General features: G+C 56.0%; 16 protein-coding genes and 7 tRNA genes. 4 read left to right on the forward strand and 19 right to left on the reverse strand.

Going from position 1 to position 18,698, the window contains the following annotated elements:
- Nucleotides 1–57: 57 nt before the first annotated feature.
- The 4 genes from IE099_RS04380 to IE099_RS04395 all read right to left on the reverse strand — a co-directional run bounded on the left by IE099_RS04380 (nt 58) and on the right by IE099_RS04395 (nt 3,996).
- The gene (locus IE099_RS04380) at nt 58–675 is read right to left on the reverse strand and encodes an NUDIX hydrolase (protein WP_189567703.1); all 618 of its coding nucleotides are present in this window, start codon (nt 673–675) and stop codon (nt 58–60) included.
- Nucleotides 675–1,748, reverse strand: a complete 1,074-nt coding sequence (locus tag IE099_RS04385; protein WP_189567705.1) for a succinylglutamate desuccinylase/aspartoacylase family protein — start codon at nt 1,746–1,748, stop codon at nt 675–677. Before IE099_RS04385 ends, IE099_RS04380 begins: the two co-directional genes overlap by 1 nt.
- A gap of 6 nt (nt 1,749–1,754) precedes the next feature.
- Nucleotides 1,755–2,660, reverse strand: a complete 906-nt coding sequence (gene rimK / locus IE099_RS04390) for a 30S ribosomal protein S6--L-glutamate ligase (RefSeq protein ID WP_189567707.1) — start codon at nt 2,658–2,660, stop codon at nt 1,755–1,757.
- Between the two features lie 109 nt (nt 2,661–2,769).
- The gene (locus tag IE099_RS04395; protein ID WP_189567709.1) at nt 2,770–3,996 is read right to left on the reverse strand and encodes a hypothetical protein; all 1,227 of its coding nucleotides are present in this window, start codon (nt 3,994–3,996) and stop codon (nt 2,770–2,772) included.
- A 158-nt stretch (nt 3,997–4,154) separates the two neighbouring features.
- On the opposite strand from IE099_RS04395, the gene mntR reads away from it, so the two are divergent.
- A complete protein-coding gene (gene mntR / locus IE099_RS04400) occupies nt 4,155–4,601 on the forward strand; it encodes a transcriptional regulator MntR (protein WP_229809383.1) in 447 nt (148 codons plus the stop codon).
- A 65-nt stretch (nt 4,602–4,666) separates the two neighbouring features.
- Here mntR and IE099_RS04405 read toward each other — a convergent pair whose 3' ends face one another.
- Nucleotides 4,667–6,256, reverse strand: coding sequence for a solute:sodium symporter family transporter (locus IE099_RS04405; protein ID WP_189567711.1), 1,590 nt, complete (start codon nt 6,254–6,256; stop codon nt 4,667–4,669).
- Nucleotides 6,257–6,369: 113 nt separating this feature from the next.
- Here IE099_RS04405 and IE099_RS04410 point away from each other — a divergent pair, with 113 nt between their 5' ends.
- Complete coding sequence (locus IE099_RS04410; RefSeq protein WP_189567712.1) at nt 6,370–6,813, forward strand: 23S rRNA (pseudouridine(1915)-N(3))-methyltransferase RlmH; 444 nt, start codon at nt 6,370–6,372, stop codon at nt 6,811–6,813.
- A gap of 63 nt (nt 6,814–6,876) precedes the next feature.
- Here IE099_RS04410 and IE099_RS04415 read toward each other — a convergent pair whose 3' ends face one another.
- From IE099_RS04415 to IE099_RS04430, 4 genes are all read right to left on the reverse strand, one after another.
- Entirely contained in the window at nt 6,877–8,451 is a 1,575-nt protein-coding gene (locus IE099_RS04415; protein ID WP_189567713.1) for an RtcB family protein, read from the reverse strand.
- Nucleotides 8,452–8,515: 64 nt separating this feature from the next.
- Nucleotides 8,516–9,283 carry a slipin family protein gene (locus IE099_RS04420; RefSeq protein WP_189567714.1) on the reverse strand — a complete coding sequence of 256 codons (768 nt, stop codon included), beginning with the start codon at nt 9,281–9,283 and terminating at the stop codon, nt 8,516–8,518.
- A gap of 183 nt (nt 9,284–9,466) precedes the next feature.
- Nucleotides 9,467–9,521 (reverse strand) — tRNA-Phe (locus IE099_RS04425).
- A gap of 72 nt (nt 9,522–9,593) precedes the next feature.
- Nucleotides 9,594–10,214: an HNH endonuclease gene (locus tag IE099_RS04430; RefSeq protein WP_189567715.1), complete on the reverse strand. Its 621-nt coding sequence runs from the start codon at nt 10,212–10,214 to the stop codon at nt 9,594–9,596.
- A 150-nt stretch (nt 10,215–10,364) separates the two neighbouring features.
- Between IE099_RS04430 and IE099_RS04435 the strand changes: the two genes are divergently transcribed.
- Entirely contained in the window at nt 10,365–10,604 is a 240-nt protein-coding gene (locus tag IE099_RS04435) for a hypothetical protein (RefSeq protein ID WP_189567716.1), read from the forward strand.
- A 551-nt stretch (nt 10,605–11,155) separates the two neighbouring features.
- On the opposite strand, the gene IE099_RS04440 is transcribed toward IE099_RS04435, so the two are convergent.
- The 9 genes from IE099_RS04440 to IE099_RS04480 form a co-directional block, all read right to left on the reverse strand.
- Nucleotides 11,156–11,749 (reverse strand): GNAT family N-acetyltransferase, encoded by a 594-nt coding sequence (locus tag IE099_RS04440; protein ID WP_229809384.1) that lies wholly within the window; start codon nt 11,747–11,749, stop codon nt 11,156–11,158.
- Nucleotides 11,750–11,857: 108 nt separating this feature from the next.
- Nucleotides 11,858–11,932: transfer RNA gene (locus IE099_RS04445), tRNA-Pro, on the reverse strand.
- A gap of 7 nt (nt 11,933–11,939) precedes the next feature.
- A tRNA-Glu gene (locus IE099_RS04450) sits at nt 11,940–12,015 on the reverse strand.
- Between the two features lie 35 nt (nt 12,016–12,050).
- Nucleotides 12,051–12,125 (reverse strand) — tRNA-Lys (locus tag IE099_RS04455).
- Nucleotides 12,126–12,529: 404 nt separating this feature from the next.
- Nucleotides 12,530–12,605: transfer RNA gene (locus IE099_RS04460), tRNA-Arg, on the reverse strand.
- Nucleotides 12,606–12,611: 6 nt separating this feature from the next.
- Entirely contained in the window at nt 12,612–12,749 is a 138-nt protein-coding gene (locus IE099_RS21135) for an SEC-C metal-binding domain-containing protein (RefSeq protein WP_377047526.1), read from the reverse strand.
- A gap of 126 nt (nt 12,750–12,875) precedes the next feature.
- Nucleotides 12,876–12,951: transfer RNA gene (locus IE099_RS04470), tRNA-Leu, on the reverse strand.
- Nucleotides 12,952–13,457: 506 nt separating this feature from the next.
- Nucleotides 13,458–13,531, reverse strand: a tRNA-Asn gene (locus IE099_RS04475).
- A 1,756-nt stretch (nt 13,532–15,287) separates the two neighbouring features.
- Nucleotides 15,288–15,503: a hypothetical protein gene (locus tag IE099_RS04480; RefSeq protein ID WP_189567717.1), complete on the reverse strand. Its 216-nt coding sequence runs from the start codon at nt 15,501–15,503 to the stop codon at nt 15,288–15,290.
- Nucleotides 15,504–15,788: 285 nt separating this feature from the next.
- On the opposite strand from IE099_RS04480, the gene IE099_RS04485 reads away from it, so the two are divergent.
- A complete protein-coding gene (locus IE099_RS04485) occupies nt 15,789–17,606 on the forward strand; it encodes a glycoside hydrolase family 36 protein (RefSeq protein ID WP_189567719.1) in 1,818 nt (605 codons plus the stop codon).
- Between the two features lie 17 nt (nt 17,607–17,623).
- Here the strand turns inward: IE099_RS04485 and IE099_RS04490 are convergent, their stop codons facing one another.
- A complete protein-coding gene (locus IE099_RS04490; RefSeq protein ID WP_189567721.1) occupies nt 17,624–18,697 on the reverse strand; it encodes a peptidylprolyl isomerase in 1,074 nt (357 codons plus the stop codon).
- Between the last annotated feature and the right edge of the window lies 1 nt (nt 18,698).

Raw genomic sequence — 18,698 nt, forward strand, 5'->3', positions numbered from 1 at the left:
GCGCTTTGTATCAAATTGAAAGACTAGACCCCTAACAAGTCAGAGACCCCAAATCCTTCAATCGAAATCAGTGCTCAGGTCGCCCTGCTGCACTTTCTCGAAACAGCACCGCAGTTGCTTCTCGATGACCCTGGCTTGGGAAAGTTCGGGTAGCTCATCGAGCGCGAAGAATTTGACCCCGGAGGTTTCGAGGGTTTCGGTAGCGGCTCCTCCGGTGATTTCGCAGAGGAAGAACATTTTGTAGATGCTGTAGGGATAGGGCGGCGGGTTACCTTGCTTTTCCCGATCCCAGACTGCGAGGAGGCGTTTGACTCGCACGTCGAAGCCGGACTCTTCCTTGGCCTCGCGCACCACGGACTCCGCTGCGGACTGGTTCACGTCGGCCCAGCCGCCTGGCAAGGTCCAACGCCCGCCATCGGCTTTCTCGCTGACCAGCATCACTTTGTTATCCCGCAGGCAAAAGGCGCGCACGTCCACCTTGGGGGTGGCGTAGCCGAAGTCGGCGGCACGCCATTGGTGCAGTTCGTCGCGAGTCAGAGTACCGTTCTGCTCTAACAGTTCTGCGGAAAGTTCTAACAAGCGCTGGTAGCGCTCGCGGTCGTAGGGGTCCTTGCCGTAGTGCAGCCCGCTTTGAGCCAGGGCTTCCAATTCGCGGGCCAGTTCCAAGCTATTCATCACACCACCGTATCACCGACCGGGTCGTAGGGAACAGGAACGTCCTCCACCTCGCGCCACGTCTCCGGCAAGATTTCTCCCCCTTCGGCAATCTGTCCTTCCGCGCTACCGGGATCACCAGCCTCCGCGATGTGAAACAGGGCATCGCCTTCGTCCGCAACGCCTTCGTTGGTGCGCCCAATCAGAATGCCATTTCGCGTGGAAATCACCGGCTGCTCTCCCCCGCCCGAGACATCGGCCACAAAGCCCAAGGTGTCGCCGACGTGAGCTGCCCGCCCCAATGCCATCAGGGGGGTAAAGAGGCCTCCCGAAGGAGAACGCTCCCATCCACTGCGAGGGCAAAAGACCGTCTCGATGGCCTTGGTCAGTCCGCGCGCCTTGGGGAGCATCCCGAGGTGCCGCATCACCCGCGTTATGCCTCGCAAACCATACTTGATGGAGCTCGCGTCCAGCCTCATGGCCTCTCCTCCTTCGAAAAGAAGACAGGGCTTGCCGGCCTTGCGGCACTCCGTCCGGAAGGAGCCATCGCGCTCGCCCGCCAACAGGGTCGCCGGAGCGGCAAAGACTTTCGCCAAATCCATAGACGCCTGGTCCCCCCGCGTGACGCGGAGTTGAGGCAAGTTGGGTCGATTGACTGCCCCCGTGTGAAGGTCAATTACGACATCGGCATGAGGAATCACGGACTCGGTGAGCGCCCGGGCAATCCGGCCTCCGACCGAGCCCCCTTCTCCCCCTGGAAAGAGTCGGTTCAAGTCCCGACGGTCAGGCAGATAACGCGAGCGGTCGCCAAAGGCGGGCACATTGACCACCGGAATAGCCAGCACCGTGCCGCGTAGAGAACGCAGGGTATTGTTGGTCAGGATACGTCGAATGATCTCGATGCCGTTGAGCTCGTCGCCGTGCACCGCGCCGGTCAAAAGAAGAACAGGGCCTTCCTTCTTTCCCTGAATTACATGAACGGGCAGACCGAAGTTCTGTCCAGTGAGGAAACGACCAATCGGCAGGGTCACCAAAGCGCGCTGGCCACCCAGCACCTTGGTTCCTTCGAACTCAAACGACAGATTCTTGCCCATAAATTGTTAACCCTTACCGCGGGTCTTTGTTTTACCTTCAGCGGCTGTCTTTTCAATATATTCGATAATCGAACCAGCCACATTCTTCTTGGTCGCAGTCTCAATGCCTTCCAAGCCGGGAGAGGAATTCACCTCCATAATGACGGGTCCATGGTTGCTGCGCAAAAGGTCGACGCCCGCAACCCCCAAACCCATCACCCGGGCGGCGCGCACTGCGGTGGCACGCTCCTCGGGAGTGATCTTGACCACAGTGGCATTGCCTCCGCGATGGAGATTGGAACGGAACTCGCCTTCCTTGCCCTGACGCTTCATGGCCGCCACGACCTTGTCGCCAATGACCAGACAGCGAATGTCCGCTCCGCCCGCTTCTTTAATAAACTCTTGAACCAGGATGTTGGCGTCGAGACCCCGGAAGGCTTCGATGACCGACTCGGCCGCCTTGTTGGTCTCGGCCAAGACCACCCCGACTCCTTGGGTGCCTTCCAGCAGCTTGACCACCAGCGGCGCTCCGCCTGCGACTTTGATCAAGTCCTTGGTCGCCTTCGGGTCCCGGGCAAATCCCGTCACGGGAAGACCCACGCCCTTGCGAGCGAGGAGCTGGAGGCTGCGCAGCTTGTCGCGCGAGCGGGAAATGGCCACCGACTCGTTGACGGAGTAGACCCCCATCATCTCGAACTGGCGCACCACGGCGGTGCCGAAAAAGGTATAACTGGCACCGATGCGGGGAATCACGGCATCGAATCCGGCAAGGTCTTTGTCCCCGATGAAGATTTTGGGATTGTGCGCCGCGATGTTCATATGCGTGCGCGCATAGTCGATGACCTCAACTTCGTGGCCACGCTCTTTGCTGGCCTCAGTCAGGCGGCGGGTTGAGTAGAGTTTGGGATTTCTTGAAAGGATTCCGATCTTCACAACCGAGCGGTATCTGTCCCCAGCCGATTTGGCCAGCATCGAAGTGATTCCGCTCCAAAAAGTTGGAAAGAGAAGAAGCTCAATTTCATCAAGAGCGCAAGTTGCACGATTATCGCTGGGCGCTCTCGGCGACGACCTCTACTTTGTAAAAGGCTCTGGAGTCCGAGAGCGTGATGGGAACGCGGAAGGTTTCGCTGTCCTGCCCCTGGCGGACTTTCAGTTGCGCCATCTCTTTCCACTGCCCATTCAGATCGGAGGCCTGCTTGACGGTGTAGATTTTTCCCGCCTCTCCGCCCACATAGATGGCGGGGCCGGTCCAGATCTCCCCGAATGGAATGCCCGGGGCGTCCTCGAAGATCACGATATCGACGTCCACAATCACGGGGTCGAGCTTCGACTCCTCGATGGAGTAGCGCCAGAATCCGTAGTTTTCCAGATCCGTCGCATGGTTTGGAGCATGGATATCTTCCAAGTCATTCAGGATGCTATTGACCTCCCAAATCGACTCCCACTGCTGACCCGGCCACCCTTTGGGCTGAATCCCGATACGCGCATAGCCGGGGAAAGAGCCCGTGCGCTCATACTCCGTCGCGACCGTCAACTCGGGCACGGTGTCTTTGGAAAAAGTCATGATGGAAATCCCGTTCAGCGAGTCCCCGATCCCCGCGAACCAGGCATCGCGATCCGCCGCATCCGCCCAGGCGATGGAGCCTCCATCCACCGGCAGCTTGTCCCACGTGTAGGGGATGTCGGCGTAGATGGGCACCGTCCCCATCCCTTCTGTCACGAGGAGGGCCCGAATGTCCGCATACAGATCCTTCAGGTCCTCCAACATCGCCCGCCTGACCGTGCCATCGCCATCGTCCCAAGCATCTGTGCCCTGGGGCTCGATGTCCAGGTGCAGGGCATCAAAGCGATACTGCGGGAGGTCGTAGAAGCCATTGTTGTAGTCGATGAATCGGCTCTGGATATTGGAAAGCAAAGTCGCCACCTGGGTCGGCTCATCGATATTTACAAAGCCAAAGAGAAGCTGGGACTCGATGAAATTGTATTCCAGCTTCTCGTTCCAAGCCGCAATCGCCGCGGTATCACTCACGGGCCGATTCTGATAGCTCCCATAGACCCGCTTGACGCCATGGGTATTGAAAAAGGCGATGGTCTCATCCTCCTTGGCGCTATCCCCCACTACCACGGTTGAGCCATAGGGACTAGGACCATCCGGGGTAGTCGTCGTCCCCCAGAACCACACCCCACGGTTGAGCTCGCCAGAGGCCAGGCAGCTTCCTAACAGAATCAAAACGGCGGTCAGAAGAAAGAGGTGGATGGGAAGTTTCATCGTTCGGGAAGGTGGTAGGACAGCAGGCCCACTGGGGGCGGTATCTCCCTCAACCGCAGTGACGAACGGTCTTTTCCAAGAAGACGAAAAACGAGGCCCCGGCTCATGCTGGCGAGGACTCATTGACTCCCCCCGCAAAGTCCCTAACCTCCCTCCCTGTGCCGAAGTCACCCTCTCCAGCTCCTGCCCGAATTGGTTCCACTGCGATGGAAGACTACCTCGAACAGATCTCCGGCCTCATTGCGGAGAAGGGTTATGCGCGCGTGGTCGACATCGCGGACCGGCTCTCCATCTCGCAGGCCAGCGTGACCAATATGGTCAAGCGGCTGGATGCGGAAGGCCTCGTCAATTACGAGCGCTACCGGGGCATGACCCTGACCGACCGCGGACAGGAAGTGGCCGACTACATCATCCGCCGCCACGATTTACTCACCCGCTTTTTGCAACTCTTTGGCATCGACGACGAGACCATCTACGACGATGTCGAAGGAATGGAGCACCACATCTCCAGCCCCACCATGCGCGTCTTCGAAGCCCTCATGCGCGAGCTCGAAACCTCCCCCGAAGCCGTCAAACGCATTCGGGCCGATTTGAAAAAGAGCTAGGCTGCAGCCAATAAAAAAGGCCCACCCCCGGGAGGGCAGGCCTTTTAAAAAAGACGCCAAGTGACTTACTTGGAGAAGCTGATGTAAATCGCTAGCACGAGCAGAACTAAGATTCCGCTGGCGATGTAAGCCCCCTTCCAAGGAGTCATATCGATGGTATTGCGGGTCTCGATTTTCCAAGCTTCCGCTCGTGGTGCCACGCTCCCCATCACCAGAAGGAAGATGACCAAAAGCGCAAAGACGATTCCGAGGAAATGGAACTCATTCAGACCTGACATCGCATTGGCAACAGGAGGAACAAAGTAGCCGACGGCAATGATGAAAACGCCAGCCAGCATCGCAATGGCAGCTGCGGAAGAAGGCACTCGGGAATGAAGCATTCCAACCACAACCACTGAGAAAATAGGGATGAAGTAGATGCCATTCATCTTCTGCAGGTAACCGAAAATTGTTTCCTGACCCGCAAGGAACGGCGCGCCAATCATGGCCGCAATTGCGATTCCAACCACAAACCATTTAGCCGCTTTGACCGTTTGTTCCTCGGTTCCGTTCGGGTTGATGCTGTGCTTGTAAAGACCGAGACTGAACAAGGCCGAAGTCGAGTTCAATGCCGCGTTGAAGGAGCTCAAAATCGCACCGACCATCACTGCCGAGAAGAATCCGGTCAGGTGCTCGGGCAGAAGACGGGAAACCAAAGTCCCGTAGGCTTGGTCAGGGCGAATGCCTTCAGCGGAATAGAGGTGGTAGGCCACGAGACCAGGCAGAACGAGATAGAGCGGCCCAAGCAATTTCAAGGCTCCTGTTAGCAGAACCCCTTTTTGCCCCTCGGCCAAACTGCTCGCGCCGAAGGTCCGCTGAATGATTTGCTGGTTGGTGCACCAGTAGAACAAGTTGAGGAGTGCGACTCCGGTGAAAAGAGTCGAGAAAGGAAGGTCCGAGCCCTTGTTACCCGTCGAGTCCATCCGCTCGGGATGCACTTCATTGAGAGCCGTCCAACCTGCTACGACTCCATCATCACCGCCCATCGCCTTGAGAGCGAACCAAGCAATCATCAAACCACCGGTCAAGAGACCGACACCATTGATGGTATCCAAGACCGCCAGTGTTCTCATTCCGCCAAAGCGGGAATAAAGCAAGCCTGCCACACCAATGAAGATGACGGTTAGACGAAGCAGCGTGGTCTCATTTTCAATCCCCGTGAGGGTCGCCAAGTCCATCATATTGATGAGACCAATCGCACCCGTATAGAGAATCAAAGGAATGAGAATCAAGGCGTAGGCCAAAAGGAAAATCGTGTTCGCGATAGACTGGGTTCGCGTATCATATCGCTGCTCGAGGAACTGCGGCACGGTGGTAATTCCTGTCCGCAAAAACTTGGGTAGGAAGAACAGAGCCATCAGCACCAAGGCAATCACCGCGACGACTTCCCAAGCCATCACCATGAGGCCGCTTTTAAACGCCGCGCCATTGAGCCCCACCATTTGCTCGGTGGAAAGGTTGGTTAGGAGCAAAGAGCCCGCGATAATTGGAAAGGTCAAACTGCGGCCACCCAAAAAGAACCCGTCCGAACTATCGGTCTTGTCTTTTCGCGTGATCCACCAAGTGAGCACTGCAGCAAACGCCGTAAAGGCGATGAATGAGATGATGGTGAGCATATGTGGTTTTGTTGTGTTGCTTGACCCCGACGGGCCAACGCCGAGGGTCGCGCACTCTAGCGACTCAAGCTTACTCTTGGAAAGGGGGAAATTTAGCGCCACTCTCCACCACCGTGACCCATCGCATCATCGTTGTCGGCAAACCGGCCCTCTCTTTCGCCAAAAGCGGCATTGAAGAATACCTTCGTCGGCTGAAGCGCCATGGCAAATTCACCCTGGAGACCCTCAAAGACGGCCCAGCCGAGGTCGTCTCCCAGCGGCTACTCGACGCGTCCAAGGGCACCTTTCGCATTATTTTGGACGAAAGAGGCAAGAAACCCACCACCCGCCAGCTCGCCGACCAGATGACGCAATGGATTGAGCGCCCGGACATTAAGGAGATCTCCTACCTCATCGGGCCCTCCAACGGACACCTCCCCGCCACCCGGGATGCCGCGGACTACGTCCTTTCCCTCTCCAACCTCGTTCTCCAGCACGAACTCGCCACCCTCTTCCTCGCCGAACAGCTCTACCGCGTCGCCACCATCCACGCCGGCACGCCCTATCATCGCGACTGAATTCGGCATTTCCCGCCACTGGAGAGCCTCGAACGGCCGGAAAAGTCAGAACGACGCACGCTCCTATCCTTCATCCAAGCCTTCCCAATTCCCCAGATCCTGCCTCATGCGCCGCCGATCCGCACGGTGGACAATCTGGCGTTTTTGCTTGGGGGTGAGTTCTTCCTCTTTCATCTGCTTCCAGCTGCGGCCGGAACTGCCTGCCATGATGCAGCCCAAGGGCCGGATTTCTGCCACGACATCAGCGAGTCCGAAGTGTTTAATCTGAGAACGCACCTGCTCGGCATTTTTGTATCCAACCGGTGACTCGCTCAAATCAGGCTGACCACAGAACCAGCGCACATCGATATCGCGGGTGTGATGTTCCAAGACATTCTTCCGCGTCGCGGCATCGGGATAGCGGCGCATCAACTTGGTGCGCGACACATTCCGACCCGCCCCATGAGGCGCGAAAGACAGGAAGTCCTCATTATCACTTCCCAGCACCATCAGAATGGGCTCCGCCATGTTGAGCGGAATCAATCCCAACAGCGGACGCCCACCAGCGTCTTTCCAAGCCGGAGTCGCTCCCTTGCCGTGCAAGAACAGATCGCCCCGCTTCCAGACGAAGTTGTGCTCGTTGCCAAAGGCCGCCACCTTCTCCGCCCCGATGCGCTTCAGAAAGCGTTCGTGAATGGCCTCGTGATTCGCCTTCGTCCAGCGACCCACATACTGTAGCGCCTCCCAGTAGTGTCGGCCCTCATCCGAATTCGCATCCATCCAAGCACCTGCCGCCGGAATATGCGCTCCCGACTTCTCGGTCTGCTTCAGCGCAACCCCTTGACCCCGCTTGTAAAGATGCGATCCCACACTGCGCGAACCATGGTGAGTAACCAGCACCCGCAACTTGCGAGCCACAGCCTGCCCCTCTTGCTTCGGGTTCTCCAGTTGGCTAGCGAGAACGCCATAACCCACCTTCCGCAACTCTTCTAACAGACCATCATCCACTGTCACCTCGCCCAGAAAGGCAAAGTGATTTCCGTCCCCCTGGTCTGCGATGTGAATCACTCCCCGCTCCCGCAAACCCGAAAGAAACGGATTGTCCCACACCTCTTCATCCAGAACAGGGTGATGCACCAAATCATCATAATGCCGCCCCCCGGGCCCAAAGCGCGTCGCCGTGGTCAGGCTGTCGAGCTCATTGCTCACGCTGCTTCGTTCTTCATAGAAAGTCGCAAACATCGAGCAACAGATATCCGCCGAGTGTGCGCTCGGGATGATCGCGTTCTCCACCGCAATCACCCCACCCACCGGAATCACCGCCGGTTGCGGCCCAGTGGGACAAGCATCCGGCATCACCGCCCCCCGCGCAATCACAGGCACCTTGAGCAATTGCTCCATCTTCTGCCGCACCTTCGCGACGTTCTCTTTTTCTTCCTTGGTTTCGCCCAGGATAGCCTCGGCCAAAGGCGCGGGTTTCTCCCGCATCTTCACCTTGGGCTCCGGGGCACCAAAGTCCCGCACCAGCAATTTAAAGAGATACTTCCGGTCGCACACTCCGCGTTCCTGCAGCTCGCGCACCTTCTCCATCATCTCCGCCATTTGCGGTCCCTTAGGCCACCCGGCCTCAATCAAATCCTTCTTCTTCAACGCTTTCATCACTCTATCAAATTCTTGTTCAGATGCAAAAAGCTCCGAACCACAGGGTCCGGAGCTTGCATCCTCAATCGGTTTTTATCGCACTCATCAGGGTCTCCAGGGAGCCGATGACGAGGTGGTTATTATATCCTTCGCCTGCCTTGCTCACGACATCGAGAGCACGCAGCTGAAAAAGGGTGGGATTCTTTTCAAAGACCCGGGCTCCATTGGCCATCACTCGCATCGCGGCGGCTTCTCCTCGCGCTTTTTCCAAAGCGGCGAGAGCCTCTTGCTTGGCGACAAGGCTGGCCTGATAGACTCGCTTGAGGTCCCCGTTGAGCATCAGGTCCCGGGCAACGACGGTTTCGACTTCGATCCCGATCTGTTGACCCACGGATTGAACCAGTTCCTTGAGCTGGGGCCCGAGGTCGGCCTGGCGTTCCAGCACCGCTTCCAGCCCCAGAACCCCGATGACATCACGAAGTGCCATCTGGGTCGCAGCATGCAAAGTCCCGACAGGATTCGCCGACTCGGTCACGAACCGAAGCCCGTCCACAATGCGGTAGCGAACCACCCCACTCACCTTCACTCCGGCCCGGTCGGCAGTCAGGAACTCTTGTCCCTGCACCACCATCTCCTGCCAGCGCCGATCCAGTCGGGTGACTTCATTTCCGCGTCCCCATAGAATGGAGACTCCAGGCTCCAACAGACCCCGAAAAACTCCGTTGCGGAAATGCAGCGCCCGCTCGTGCTGCTCCACCACAACCCGCTTGCGAAAGTCAGAAACCATTCGCCAGATCACGATGAGAGCCAAAGCCAAGGCTCCCCATTCCATTAAATTCCAAATATTCATTTTACCTTCTTTGTCTTGTTAAATTTTTTGAAGAAAACTCCTTCGCGTCCCACCAATTTCGGGCGGGAGAAGGGACGTCAGTGATTCGGCATGATGCGGAATCACGAGAGGTCCCCCTCGCAAAGCCCTTCCCCGGTTGCCTACCCGAATGGGCGGGCCAGAACCCGAAGGAGCTTCTTTTTCGACAGGACTCGAACCTGCAACCAATCCTTTTCAGGGACTGCTCTACCATTGAGCTACTTCATGTAGACAGCCGCGCCCAGCCGATGGGTGGAACTCATCCGGGAACTCCCTTCCGAGCCACTGACAATTAGACGACAGCCGTAGATTTTTCCTTTTCAGTTTTTCTTTTACCCAGAAACACTTCCCACTCGGGGATTTGATACTGGTTTTCTAGTAATTGCGTGACCGGCACCGTGGGCGGGCGAAAGGGCTGACGCATCAACCGGAGACCTGCCTCCTGCGGCGTGCGCGCGGCCTTGCGGTTATTCACCACGCGGTCGGACAGCACACAGTTTTCCCAAGAGGTCTCACCACCCCGTGATTGCGGGATGACGTGGTCGATATTGCCTTCGCCCATCTTCAATTCCCGCCCGGTGTATTGGCAACGACCTCCGTCCCGCAACCACAGCCCCCGTAGCGAAAAACTGGGACGCTTCAGCGGCACGCGGTCAAAGTTGCTCAAAACCATCACGGTAGGAACCCGAATCAAACCTTCCACTGTTCCGACCGAGAAGTCCTCTTCCCGAACAGGCAGCTGCACCCAATCCGACCACTTCACCGGAACCATCCAGTCGGGCCCATGAACATCCAAGCCTGTGGCAGCATCGGTCATCATGGATGAGAACGCTTCCGCGGGGGTGGTGGTATTCACGGCCTGCCAATTCCTATTCAGAACCAGCACGACGGATTTATTGATTACGGTCTTCATGGTCGTTTTCGTTTTTTTGGGAAAGAGCCCTCCAAAAACATCGAAAGCTCCGCCGGAATCCCCTGGTGTTTGTTCCTAGCGAGAAACGACGGCCCTTCATCCGTCTGAAAATCAATTCAGAAAAATGAAGGGCCGCCGCCGCTCGTTCCAGTGGCCTTCATTGAACTCAAGTCGGGCCTCAAAGATTTCCCTCTTTACCACAGTGCTGCTCTGGCGCTCGGCCAAAACCTGACTGATGCGATCCCAGCGGTGAGCTCCGGTATCTTTCAAGTGATTCAGGCGGAAGGTATCTCCTCTATTCTGCAAGTTCGCTTCGATTTCAGCAAGACGCCGCTCAACCTCAGGCAAAGCCACCCTCGTGTGGGTAATCAAAAAGGGCTGCACATGTGAGATCGCATACTCAGGGTATCGAAACCAGAATAGCCCAGTCCAACCCGACCTCAAAAGTTCCCGCAGACGGGCTTGCGTAACGGGCTCCCGGAGCCGCAGTCGAAAGTGCTTGAGATACTCCAAGGGAATCCGCTCAGATAGGATCCTCCGAAGCGAAAGACCACTCAAGTTGTGTTCCCACGGAACTATTCGACGACTCTTCCACTGAAATTGGCGAAAGGGATTCACCGAGCATCTCTGGTAGTTTCGAATCAAGTGCAAAGCTGCTTCCAGTTCATCAGAGTCCTTACGTCTTTTGGCTTGTTCGCTGAGATCAAAGAAGCGTTCCCATCCTTTCTGATAGGGTTCTTTCAACTTTCTCAGCGGAGCATTTCGAAGTTGACTCCAAAGCTCGCGCCTCTCTTCATCCAGTCGCAAAAGCCTTCGATCGTTTTCTTGAATACGGCGACTTTTCTCACGCCGAACATTGTTTCTTTCATTCATTTTTTCTTAGAATTTTGCGGCGAGTGGGTTGGCAAAGACCCACCCGCCGCTTTCACACACGACACGGTCTAGCAGTAAAGTTCTTCCGCCTGTCTCCGGCGCTCCCAATCGGGTTTGATGATCGCACGTTGCATACTATCGCTGAGCACTCCGAAGCGGGAGATGCCCAGTTTCATCACGCCCTCGAGCGTCATACCGACCTTCTCCATCACCCGACCCGAGGCCGGGTTGTTGACGAAGTGAGTGGCGAAAATCCGTTGCAGCGCGAAGTCATCGAAACCAAAGCGCAACATCTCCTCCAGCGCTTCGGTGGTGTAGCCCTTCCCCCAAAAGGGAACGCCAACCCAGTAGCCGACTTCCGCGCGAAGGAGGTCTTCTTTCGGATGAAGACTGATGGCCCCCATCACCGCACCGGTCCCCTTCAAAGTGATGGCAAAGGTCAAGTGCGTGCCGGCTTCATAGGCCGCGCGCTGCCCCTCAATCCAAGTCTCGGCAAGGCCTTCGGGATAAGGGTGAGGAACCAGGGATAGATTCCTGGCCACCCGAATATCTCCCACCAGTCGGCGCACCTCGGCCGCGTCATTCCGTTGAAATGGTCTCAAGAGAAGACGCTCGGTCTCCAGGGTTGGGCGAGGGTCTCTCGCAGTCATTAATTGTATCATGGTTTCATGTCTTGTTAGAATTGGTGCCCGGAGTGGGGCTCGAACCCACACTGCTCGAGTCAAAGTCGAGTGCTCTGCCAATTGAGCTATCCGGGAATTGTTAGAAGTTGGTCGGGGGAGCCGGGCTCGAACCGACAACCTCACGCTTCCAAAGCGCGCATTCTCCGATTGAACTACCCCCCGAAAAAAATGGCGATCCTGCCGGGATTCGAACCCGGGTTTTCGCAGTGAAAGTGCGATAGCCTAACCGATTAGCTGACAGGATCCTTGAAGTACCTCCACACGGAAGACTTCGTGAAAATGGTGGGTCCGTCGGGTCTCGAACCCGCATCGACCGGGTAAAAACCGGCTGCTCTACCAATTGAGCTACAGACCCAGAAAAATAGAGTAACTGAAAGCCAAACCTACACTTCACAAGCCCTGCGCGGAGCAAGGACAAGCGATCCTTTGAGACGTAGCGCCTACCCTGGTCTTCATAGCCGGTAGGTCGGGCTTCGCCGAAGCCGACCCTCTTGATCTCGAAGAGTTCAGCGTGGGCCTCATGATTTTGTGAAAGCCAATCATGGACGATTCATTGCGGTGGATCGAAATCGTCTGCCTGCAAAGGTGTTTCCGGTGATCGAGAGGGTCGGCTTCGGCGAAGCACGACCTACCAATTATCTACCTGCGCTGCGATTGAGAATGGCGGAGCCCAGAGGACTTGCACCCCATTACATTTTGGCAACTCAGTGTTTAGCAAACACGACCAGCACGCTTGTCCGGTTTGGAATCCTTGAAAAATGGCACTCCCGGCAGGACTCGAACCTGCAATCTCCTCGTTCGAAGCGAGGCGCCGTTGCCATTGGGCTACGGGAGCTATTCTCTAAAAGTAGTCGTCGCGCAGCGAGCCATCGAATCGCCCCTCACGCAGACAACACTGCTTGAACTTCCGACCGGAGCCACAAGGGCACAGATCGTTCCGTCCTAATTTTTCCTGAAGCACTTTGTCTCCTTGCACCACACGGTGGCCCTTCTTGACTTGCGTCTCTGATGGGAACCCGCGTCGCCGCTTACTGGTCCTTTCGGTGAAAGGGCAGATCTTCGTAGTTATGTTTCTCGCTCATGTTAACCTCCTTGTTAGAAAAATTGGTACCTGCGGTTGGACTCGAACCAACACCAGACCGGGTCTAAGCCGGCCGCCTCTGCCATTGGGCTACGCAGGCACTTGACTGAAAAATGGGAGGACCAACGGGATTCGCACCCGTTCCGCGACATTCACAATGTCGAATGCAACTCATACACCATAGTCCACACTTGTTAGAAAATTGGTAGCACGCCGGAATGCCAGACGCGCAAAAGCGTCCTTCAAAACAGTCTGTTGAAAACAGGTAGAAGGCATAGCCAAAGGCAAACTCGAACTCCGTTTTCCTGATTGGAATGTCGCTTCTCATCTATGAGAAATTTCATCGCCCAACTTCCGGAGGAGGAAGTCGCACTGCGCATGGCGTGAGAGGAGCGAGGGCAAGTCAGGCACATCACCGCAATGTTTGCGCGCCGTTGTTAGATGGAGCAGGGCACATTCCTGTCCCTGAGCGACGGATCGTTTCTCCGGGGCTCTGCTCAAGGACAGGAATGTCCTTGCTCCGTTAGAAAATCTGGCTGCCGGGGAGTCGGCCCCCTCTCTCCGGTTCTTCAAACCAGCGCTCGCTCGCGTGAGCTACGCTGAAATTGGCTGACCAACATGGGATCGAACCATGGATTCCGGATTAACAATCCGGTGTGATACCGCTTCACTACAGGCCAGTTCTTGAAAAATGGTAGGGGCTGGAAGTAACGCTCTTCTCGTCGACTTCCGACCTTGTTTAGAGACGGCAGTTTTACAGACTACTGGCCGGAGCAACCCCTGTTGGAGCAAGGACATTCCTGTCCTTGGACACCGAATCGTCAGCAGAACCTTGCCACTGAGACTCCGGGGCTCAGCTCAAGGACAGGAATGTCCTTGCTCCGTGAAATTGGTTGCGGAGGCGGGAATCGAACCCGCGGATGGTGGCTTATGAAACCTCCTTGAGATACCAACACTCTCCCCGCTGTTAGAAAATAGGAGGCAAGGGTTGAGAAGGACACCCTCGCATGTAGGAACTTGCCTTGGATTATCGCAAGCCAGCGACGGCCCGCCTTCCCAAGTCTTCCACAAAGGAGGGCACACGGGGCCCACCCTTTGTATTCCTACCTGACTGCCTTTGATGAGGAAGTGGCGATTCTCCCTTCTGATTGCGCTTCTCGATGTTCAACCTACCGTCGACCCTGCTGGGCCACGAAGGAGAGCTACTCCACCGTGCGGCGTTCCATCAATCCTTGAGGTCCTTGCGAGACCTCGCGGACCCTGATTCCGAATACTCGGTCAGGGCTTAAGCCATTTTCACACAATCAAGGACGCATCTTTGCGTTTGAAACAGATCCTTAATCTGGGGATTTCCTCTCGTACTATCCAATACCCTTCTGTGAGACGTGTGCGTCCGGTGGGTTCGCTGCCTTTTGGGCAACAAAATTCCACACGCCTCCTGTCCCGCCCGTTGCTACAGGCGTTACGGTCTTCGCGACTTGGGGACGGTTCCGGGCTTGAAAGACCCCTCTCCGTTCCCCGCACCACTCGACTGCCACCGGGCTCTTGGCCGCTAAGCCTCGCACCCGATGACTCCCCTTCGTTCTCAACTGTCGATGTTTGGCGTGGAGACTCCGTGGGTTGCTACACCCACCATTGCTTGAGCACTTGCCGTCCGCAATGGAGCATCTCCCATCTTCCAGCATCGCTCCGCCGCAGACTGCCGCGAAGCCATTGGAACCAGGTTTGTCTGGTTGTCCCTCTCCCCAATGGGAAGAGGGCGGGCAGACAGGGTTGCTGCCCCTTTACGTGCCTTTCAACACGCCCATCTCATGACGCCAGACCGCCATTGGAATTTCTCTCCAAATCGAAATCCTCTGTGAGCATGAGCATGCGACGGCTCAACGTAAGCCGTGCTCCAACTCCAGAGAACTTCGATTTGGAAAGGAGAGCATCATCTGACGCTCCCCTTCCAAAATTCATTTTCTAGGAACAAACACCGTCACCGTTCTCTCGAACCGTGGCCGCGGGGATTTCTCGGCGGACCTTTCGATGTTTCCTTTGGCACATCTTCCAACAAGCCTTCTTGGCCTGGAAATGAGCACATGAATTCCCTCCATTCACTTATCTGTGAAGTTAAGTCTTTCTTGACCGAAACTTTATCTCGATTAGAATCATCTTGTGCAGTTGATTCGTCGGATTCCATCCGGCAGCGCTGTCGGAGCCGTCGCCAGTTGCAGCTGGGGGCGGTTCCTCATTTTCAGGTTCTGTCTTTCAAATCTCTCTCGAGGGTCTGGCCATTCAGGTCACTTCACTAGCTTTCGCTAGCGGACCCGGGCTCACCCTCTTTTCTCGTTCTTAGTTCAATTTCTTGGTTTCTTCTCAATGGTTGAATACAAAAAGGCCCTGCCTCCGTGGGGGGAAGCAGGGCCGTAAAAATCCTTATTTACCAGTGATTTACGTAATCCTGCTTACCAGTTTGTTCTCGCTCAGCTCGGTTTCCATTGCGGGCATCCCCTTGGAATAACTCCCTAAGTTTTGCGCGGAATCGAGCTCTGTCGGTTGAATCTGGAGGCCATTTGAACCACCAAACAACGAACCGGACACGCCGCGATAACAGCGCACTTGGGCCGCTGCGAGCGAGTTGGTTTTGATATGGCTTGAATGGTTCATGATGGAAAATCTACCTCCTTGCGGTTCTGCCGCTTCAGTTGCGACTTGCGGAATAGTTATAGAACGACACCTAATCGGTCAACCTCTTTCTTCATCTTTTTTATCATTTGATTATTGAGATCTGAATCTCATTAAGAAATCGAACTACTAGACTTCTAGTAGATAACCACAATTGCCGGTTCGAACTCATTCTGTTCGCGTCTGCTCAAATAGCGGCTGAAAGTCACTTTTCATCATTTTTAGAACCGACTTGTAAAAACGAAGATTCAGGGCAAATACTTGGCCGTGCTCAAACTACTCAATCCCCTCAACGGCCTGATTCTAGGCTGCTCCCTTCTCGCGCAAGCTCAAGCGGCCCCTCTTCCCTTCAATCCGGAGTCTCTCAAGCTTGAAGGCGAACTCGGCAGCTTCCAATCCTCGCTCACCAGTGAAGAAGTTGAGCCGGGGCTTTGGATTGCGACTATTGATTTGGTCTCCGAGGAAGCGGCTCAACCACCCAACTTCACCTTGAAATGGCAGGTCCCCTCCGTGGATGTGCACGGCTTCTGGACCCCCACCAACTCAATCGACAAGGTGAGCTACTACAAGAGCCGCCTGACATCCCGCGCGGCCAACCGAGCACCGGTGCTGTCTCTTTACAGTTTGGCCGGGAAGAATCGTCTCACCTTTGCCGCCTCCGATGCCCTGCGCACTCTGAATATGGGAGCGAACCTGATTGAAGAGGACTGTGAATTTCACTGCTATCTGGAGTTCTTTTCCGAGCCCGAAAGCGCGACAAAATCCTATCAAGCCGAGGTCCGCTTTGACCTGCGTGAGGTTGATTACTCCAAGTCGCTTGGCGAAGTTGCGACTTGGTGGGAGCAACAAGAAGGCTATACCCCAGCAGAAGTTCCGGCAGCCGCCCGTATGCCGATGTATTCCACCTGGTATGCTTTCCATCAGGTTCTGGATGCTGACACCTTGGTTGCCGAGTGCGAAAGAGCGAAGCCCCTCGGATTTGACGCAATCATCATCGACGATGGTTGGCAGACACTCGATAGTCAGAGGGGGTATGCCTTCACTGGTGACTGGAAGCCGGAGCGCCTGACCGACATGAAAGGGCTTTCAGACCGGATCCACGCCCTCGATATGAAAGTCCTTCTCTGGTACTCCGTCCCGTTCGTTGGCAAGAAGGCTGAGATCTATGAGAAGTTCGAAGGAAAATATCTCCGCGACTGGGCCGGACAAGGAACTTCCATTCTCGATCCCCGCTACCCGGAAGTGCGCGAATATCTCATTGAGACCTACAAGAACGCCGTCACCGATTGGGACCTCGACGGACTCAAGCTCGACTTCATCGGCACCTTTACTCCTGCCAAAGGAGCCGATCTAACAGCCGAAGACGGACGCGACTATGGCTCGGTCAACGAAGCACTCGATCGCCTGATGTCAGACGTGATGACTGAACTAAAAGCAATTAACCCCGAGATTATGATCGAGTTCCGCCAGAGCTACATTGGGCCTCTGATGCGCAAGTATGGCAACATGTTCCGCGCGGTCGATTGCCCGAACATGGCCGTCGTGAACCGCTCCAGCACCATCGAGCTTCGCCTCCTCTCCGGCACCACTGCCGTTCACTCCGACATGTATCTCTTCCATCCCAAGGAGACCGTCGAGAACGCCGCACAGCAGCTCTTGAACATCCTCTTCTCTGTTCCACAACTCTCGGTTCGACTCGATACTATCTCCGCCGAACACCGCGAAATGGTCGCCTTCTGGACCGGCTACTGGCGGGCGAATCAGGGCATTCTGTTAGACGGGCAGCTGGAAGCCCGCCGGCCGCACGAGAACTATCCCGTCGTTCTGGCTCATGGAGATGAAAAAACCATCGCCGCGCTCTATGCCGAGAACTATTTGGATCTGGAGGAACTGGGTTCGCGTCAGTTTGATGTCGTCAACGCAACTTCAAGCGACACGCTGGTCCTCAAACTTCCCGCAATGGAAGAGGTCACGATAGTCGTGCACGACTCTCAAGGAAAAGAGGTTTCACGCACCACGCAATCGGTGGGTGGACTGGCCTCTTTCGAAGTGCCTCGCTCGGGGTTGCTGAGTCTTTCGAAATAGGGCTCCTGATCCCGGACTTACTCCTGCCCCAGACTCCACGGACGTTCGAGCACCTCGGTGAAGATCTCGACGTTCGCGGACTCGCGGTGGCGGAGGATACGGAGATATTCCGTGGTGCCTTCCTCCCGGCGCTGGTTGGAAAAGGCTTCCGCGAGTTCATCCCGCACTTCCTCGTATTCGCGTAAACGGGATGGCTCGCGCGCAATCACCTCGACCACGTGGGTGCCCAGACTCGTTTCTACTAGATTACCCGTAGCACCCGAGAGGGCAAAGACAGCCTCACCGAAGTCATCCGGCAATCGATTCCGGCTCACCCATCCCAGGTAGCCACCTTGCTCTTTACTTGCCGGGTCTTCACTCAACTCGGCGGCCAAGGCCGCAAAGTCTTTCCCCTGCTCCAAAGAGAGCTTCGCCGATTGCGCCAAGGCGAGCGCTTCACCATTGGGATGATCCAGCGCCGCGAAAAAGATGTGCCGCAACTCGACGAGTTCGGGGAGACGAAACCGCTCCTGATTCTCCTCGAAGAAGCTTTTCAACTCGGCTTCGGAGGTCTCGAGCGCGATATATTTCTCCAGATAGGCCTCCTGCTCCAACTTGGCACGCACCCTTGCGACCAATTCGGCTTCACCATCCCAACCCTGATTCGTGATTGCTCCGTCGAGCAAAGGCTCGCTGGCAAAGCGGCGCTTGAACCTCTTCACCCCCTCGGCGACTTCCTCATCAGAGACTGAAATCTCGGCGGCATTGAACTTCACCTTGATACGCAGGAGGTGACGCTCGAAGAGTCCATTGAGCGCCGCCATCCGCTGACTCCGGAGTTCAGTAGCCGAGAGACCCGCCGCGCTCTTTCCCCGCAGCCAGAGACGCCGCTCCACCTCCCGATCAATCTGGGTCAGGAGAATGGGCTGATAGTAGACCCGGGCCGCCACGCCTCGCGCGGTTTCTTCGCGAATGGCTTGCTCGCTCCGGGGATCGGAGTTTTTGATCGCCTTGTAAAGTGGACCCTTGAAAACAAAGAGGTCGATAAACAAGTAGATAAGCGCCACTCCATAGAGGATGGCACGCACCGGGGCTCCGGAATCGAGTTTCATA

Origin of the sequence: Roseibacillus persicicus (assembly GCF_014651675.1) — a bacterium.
GTDB lineage: Bacteria > Verrucomicrobiota > Verrucomicrobiia > Verrucomicrobiales > Akkermansiaceae > Roseibacillus > Roseibacillus persicicus.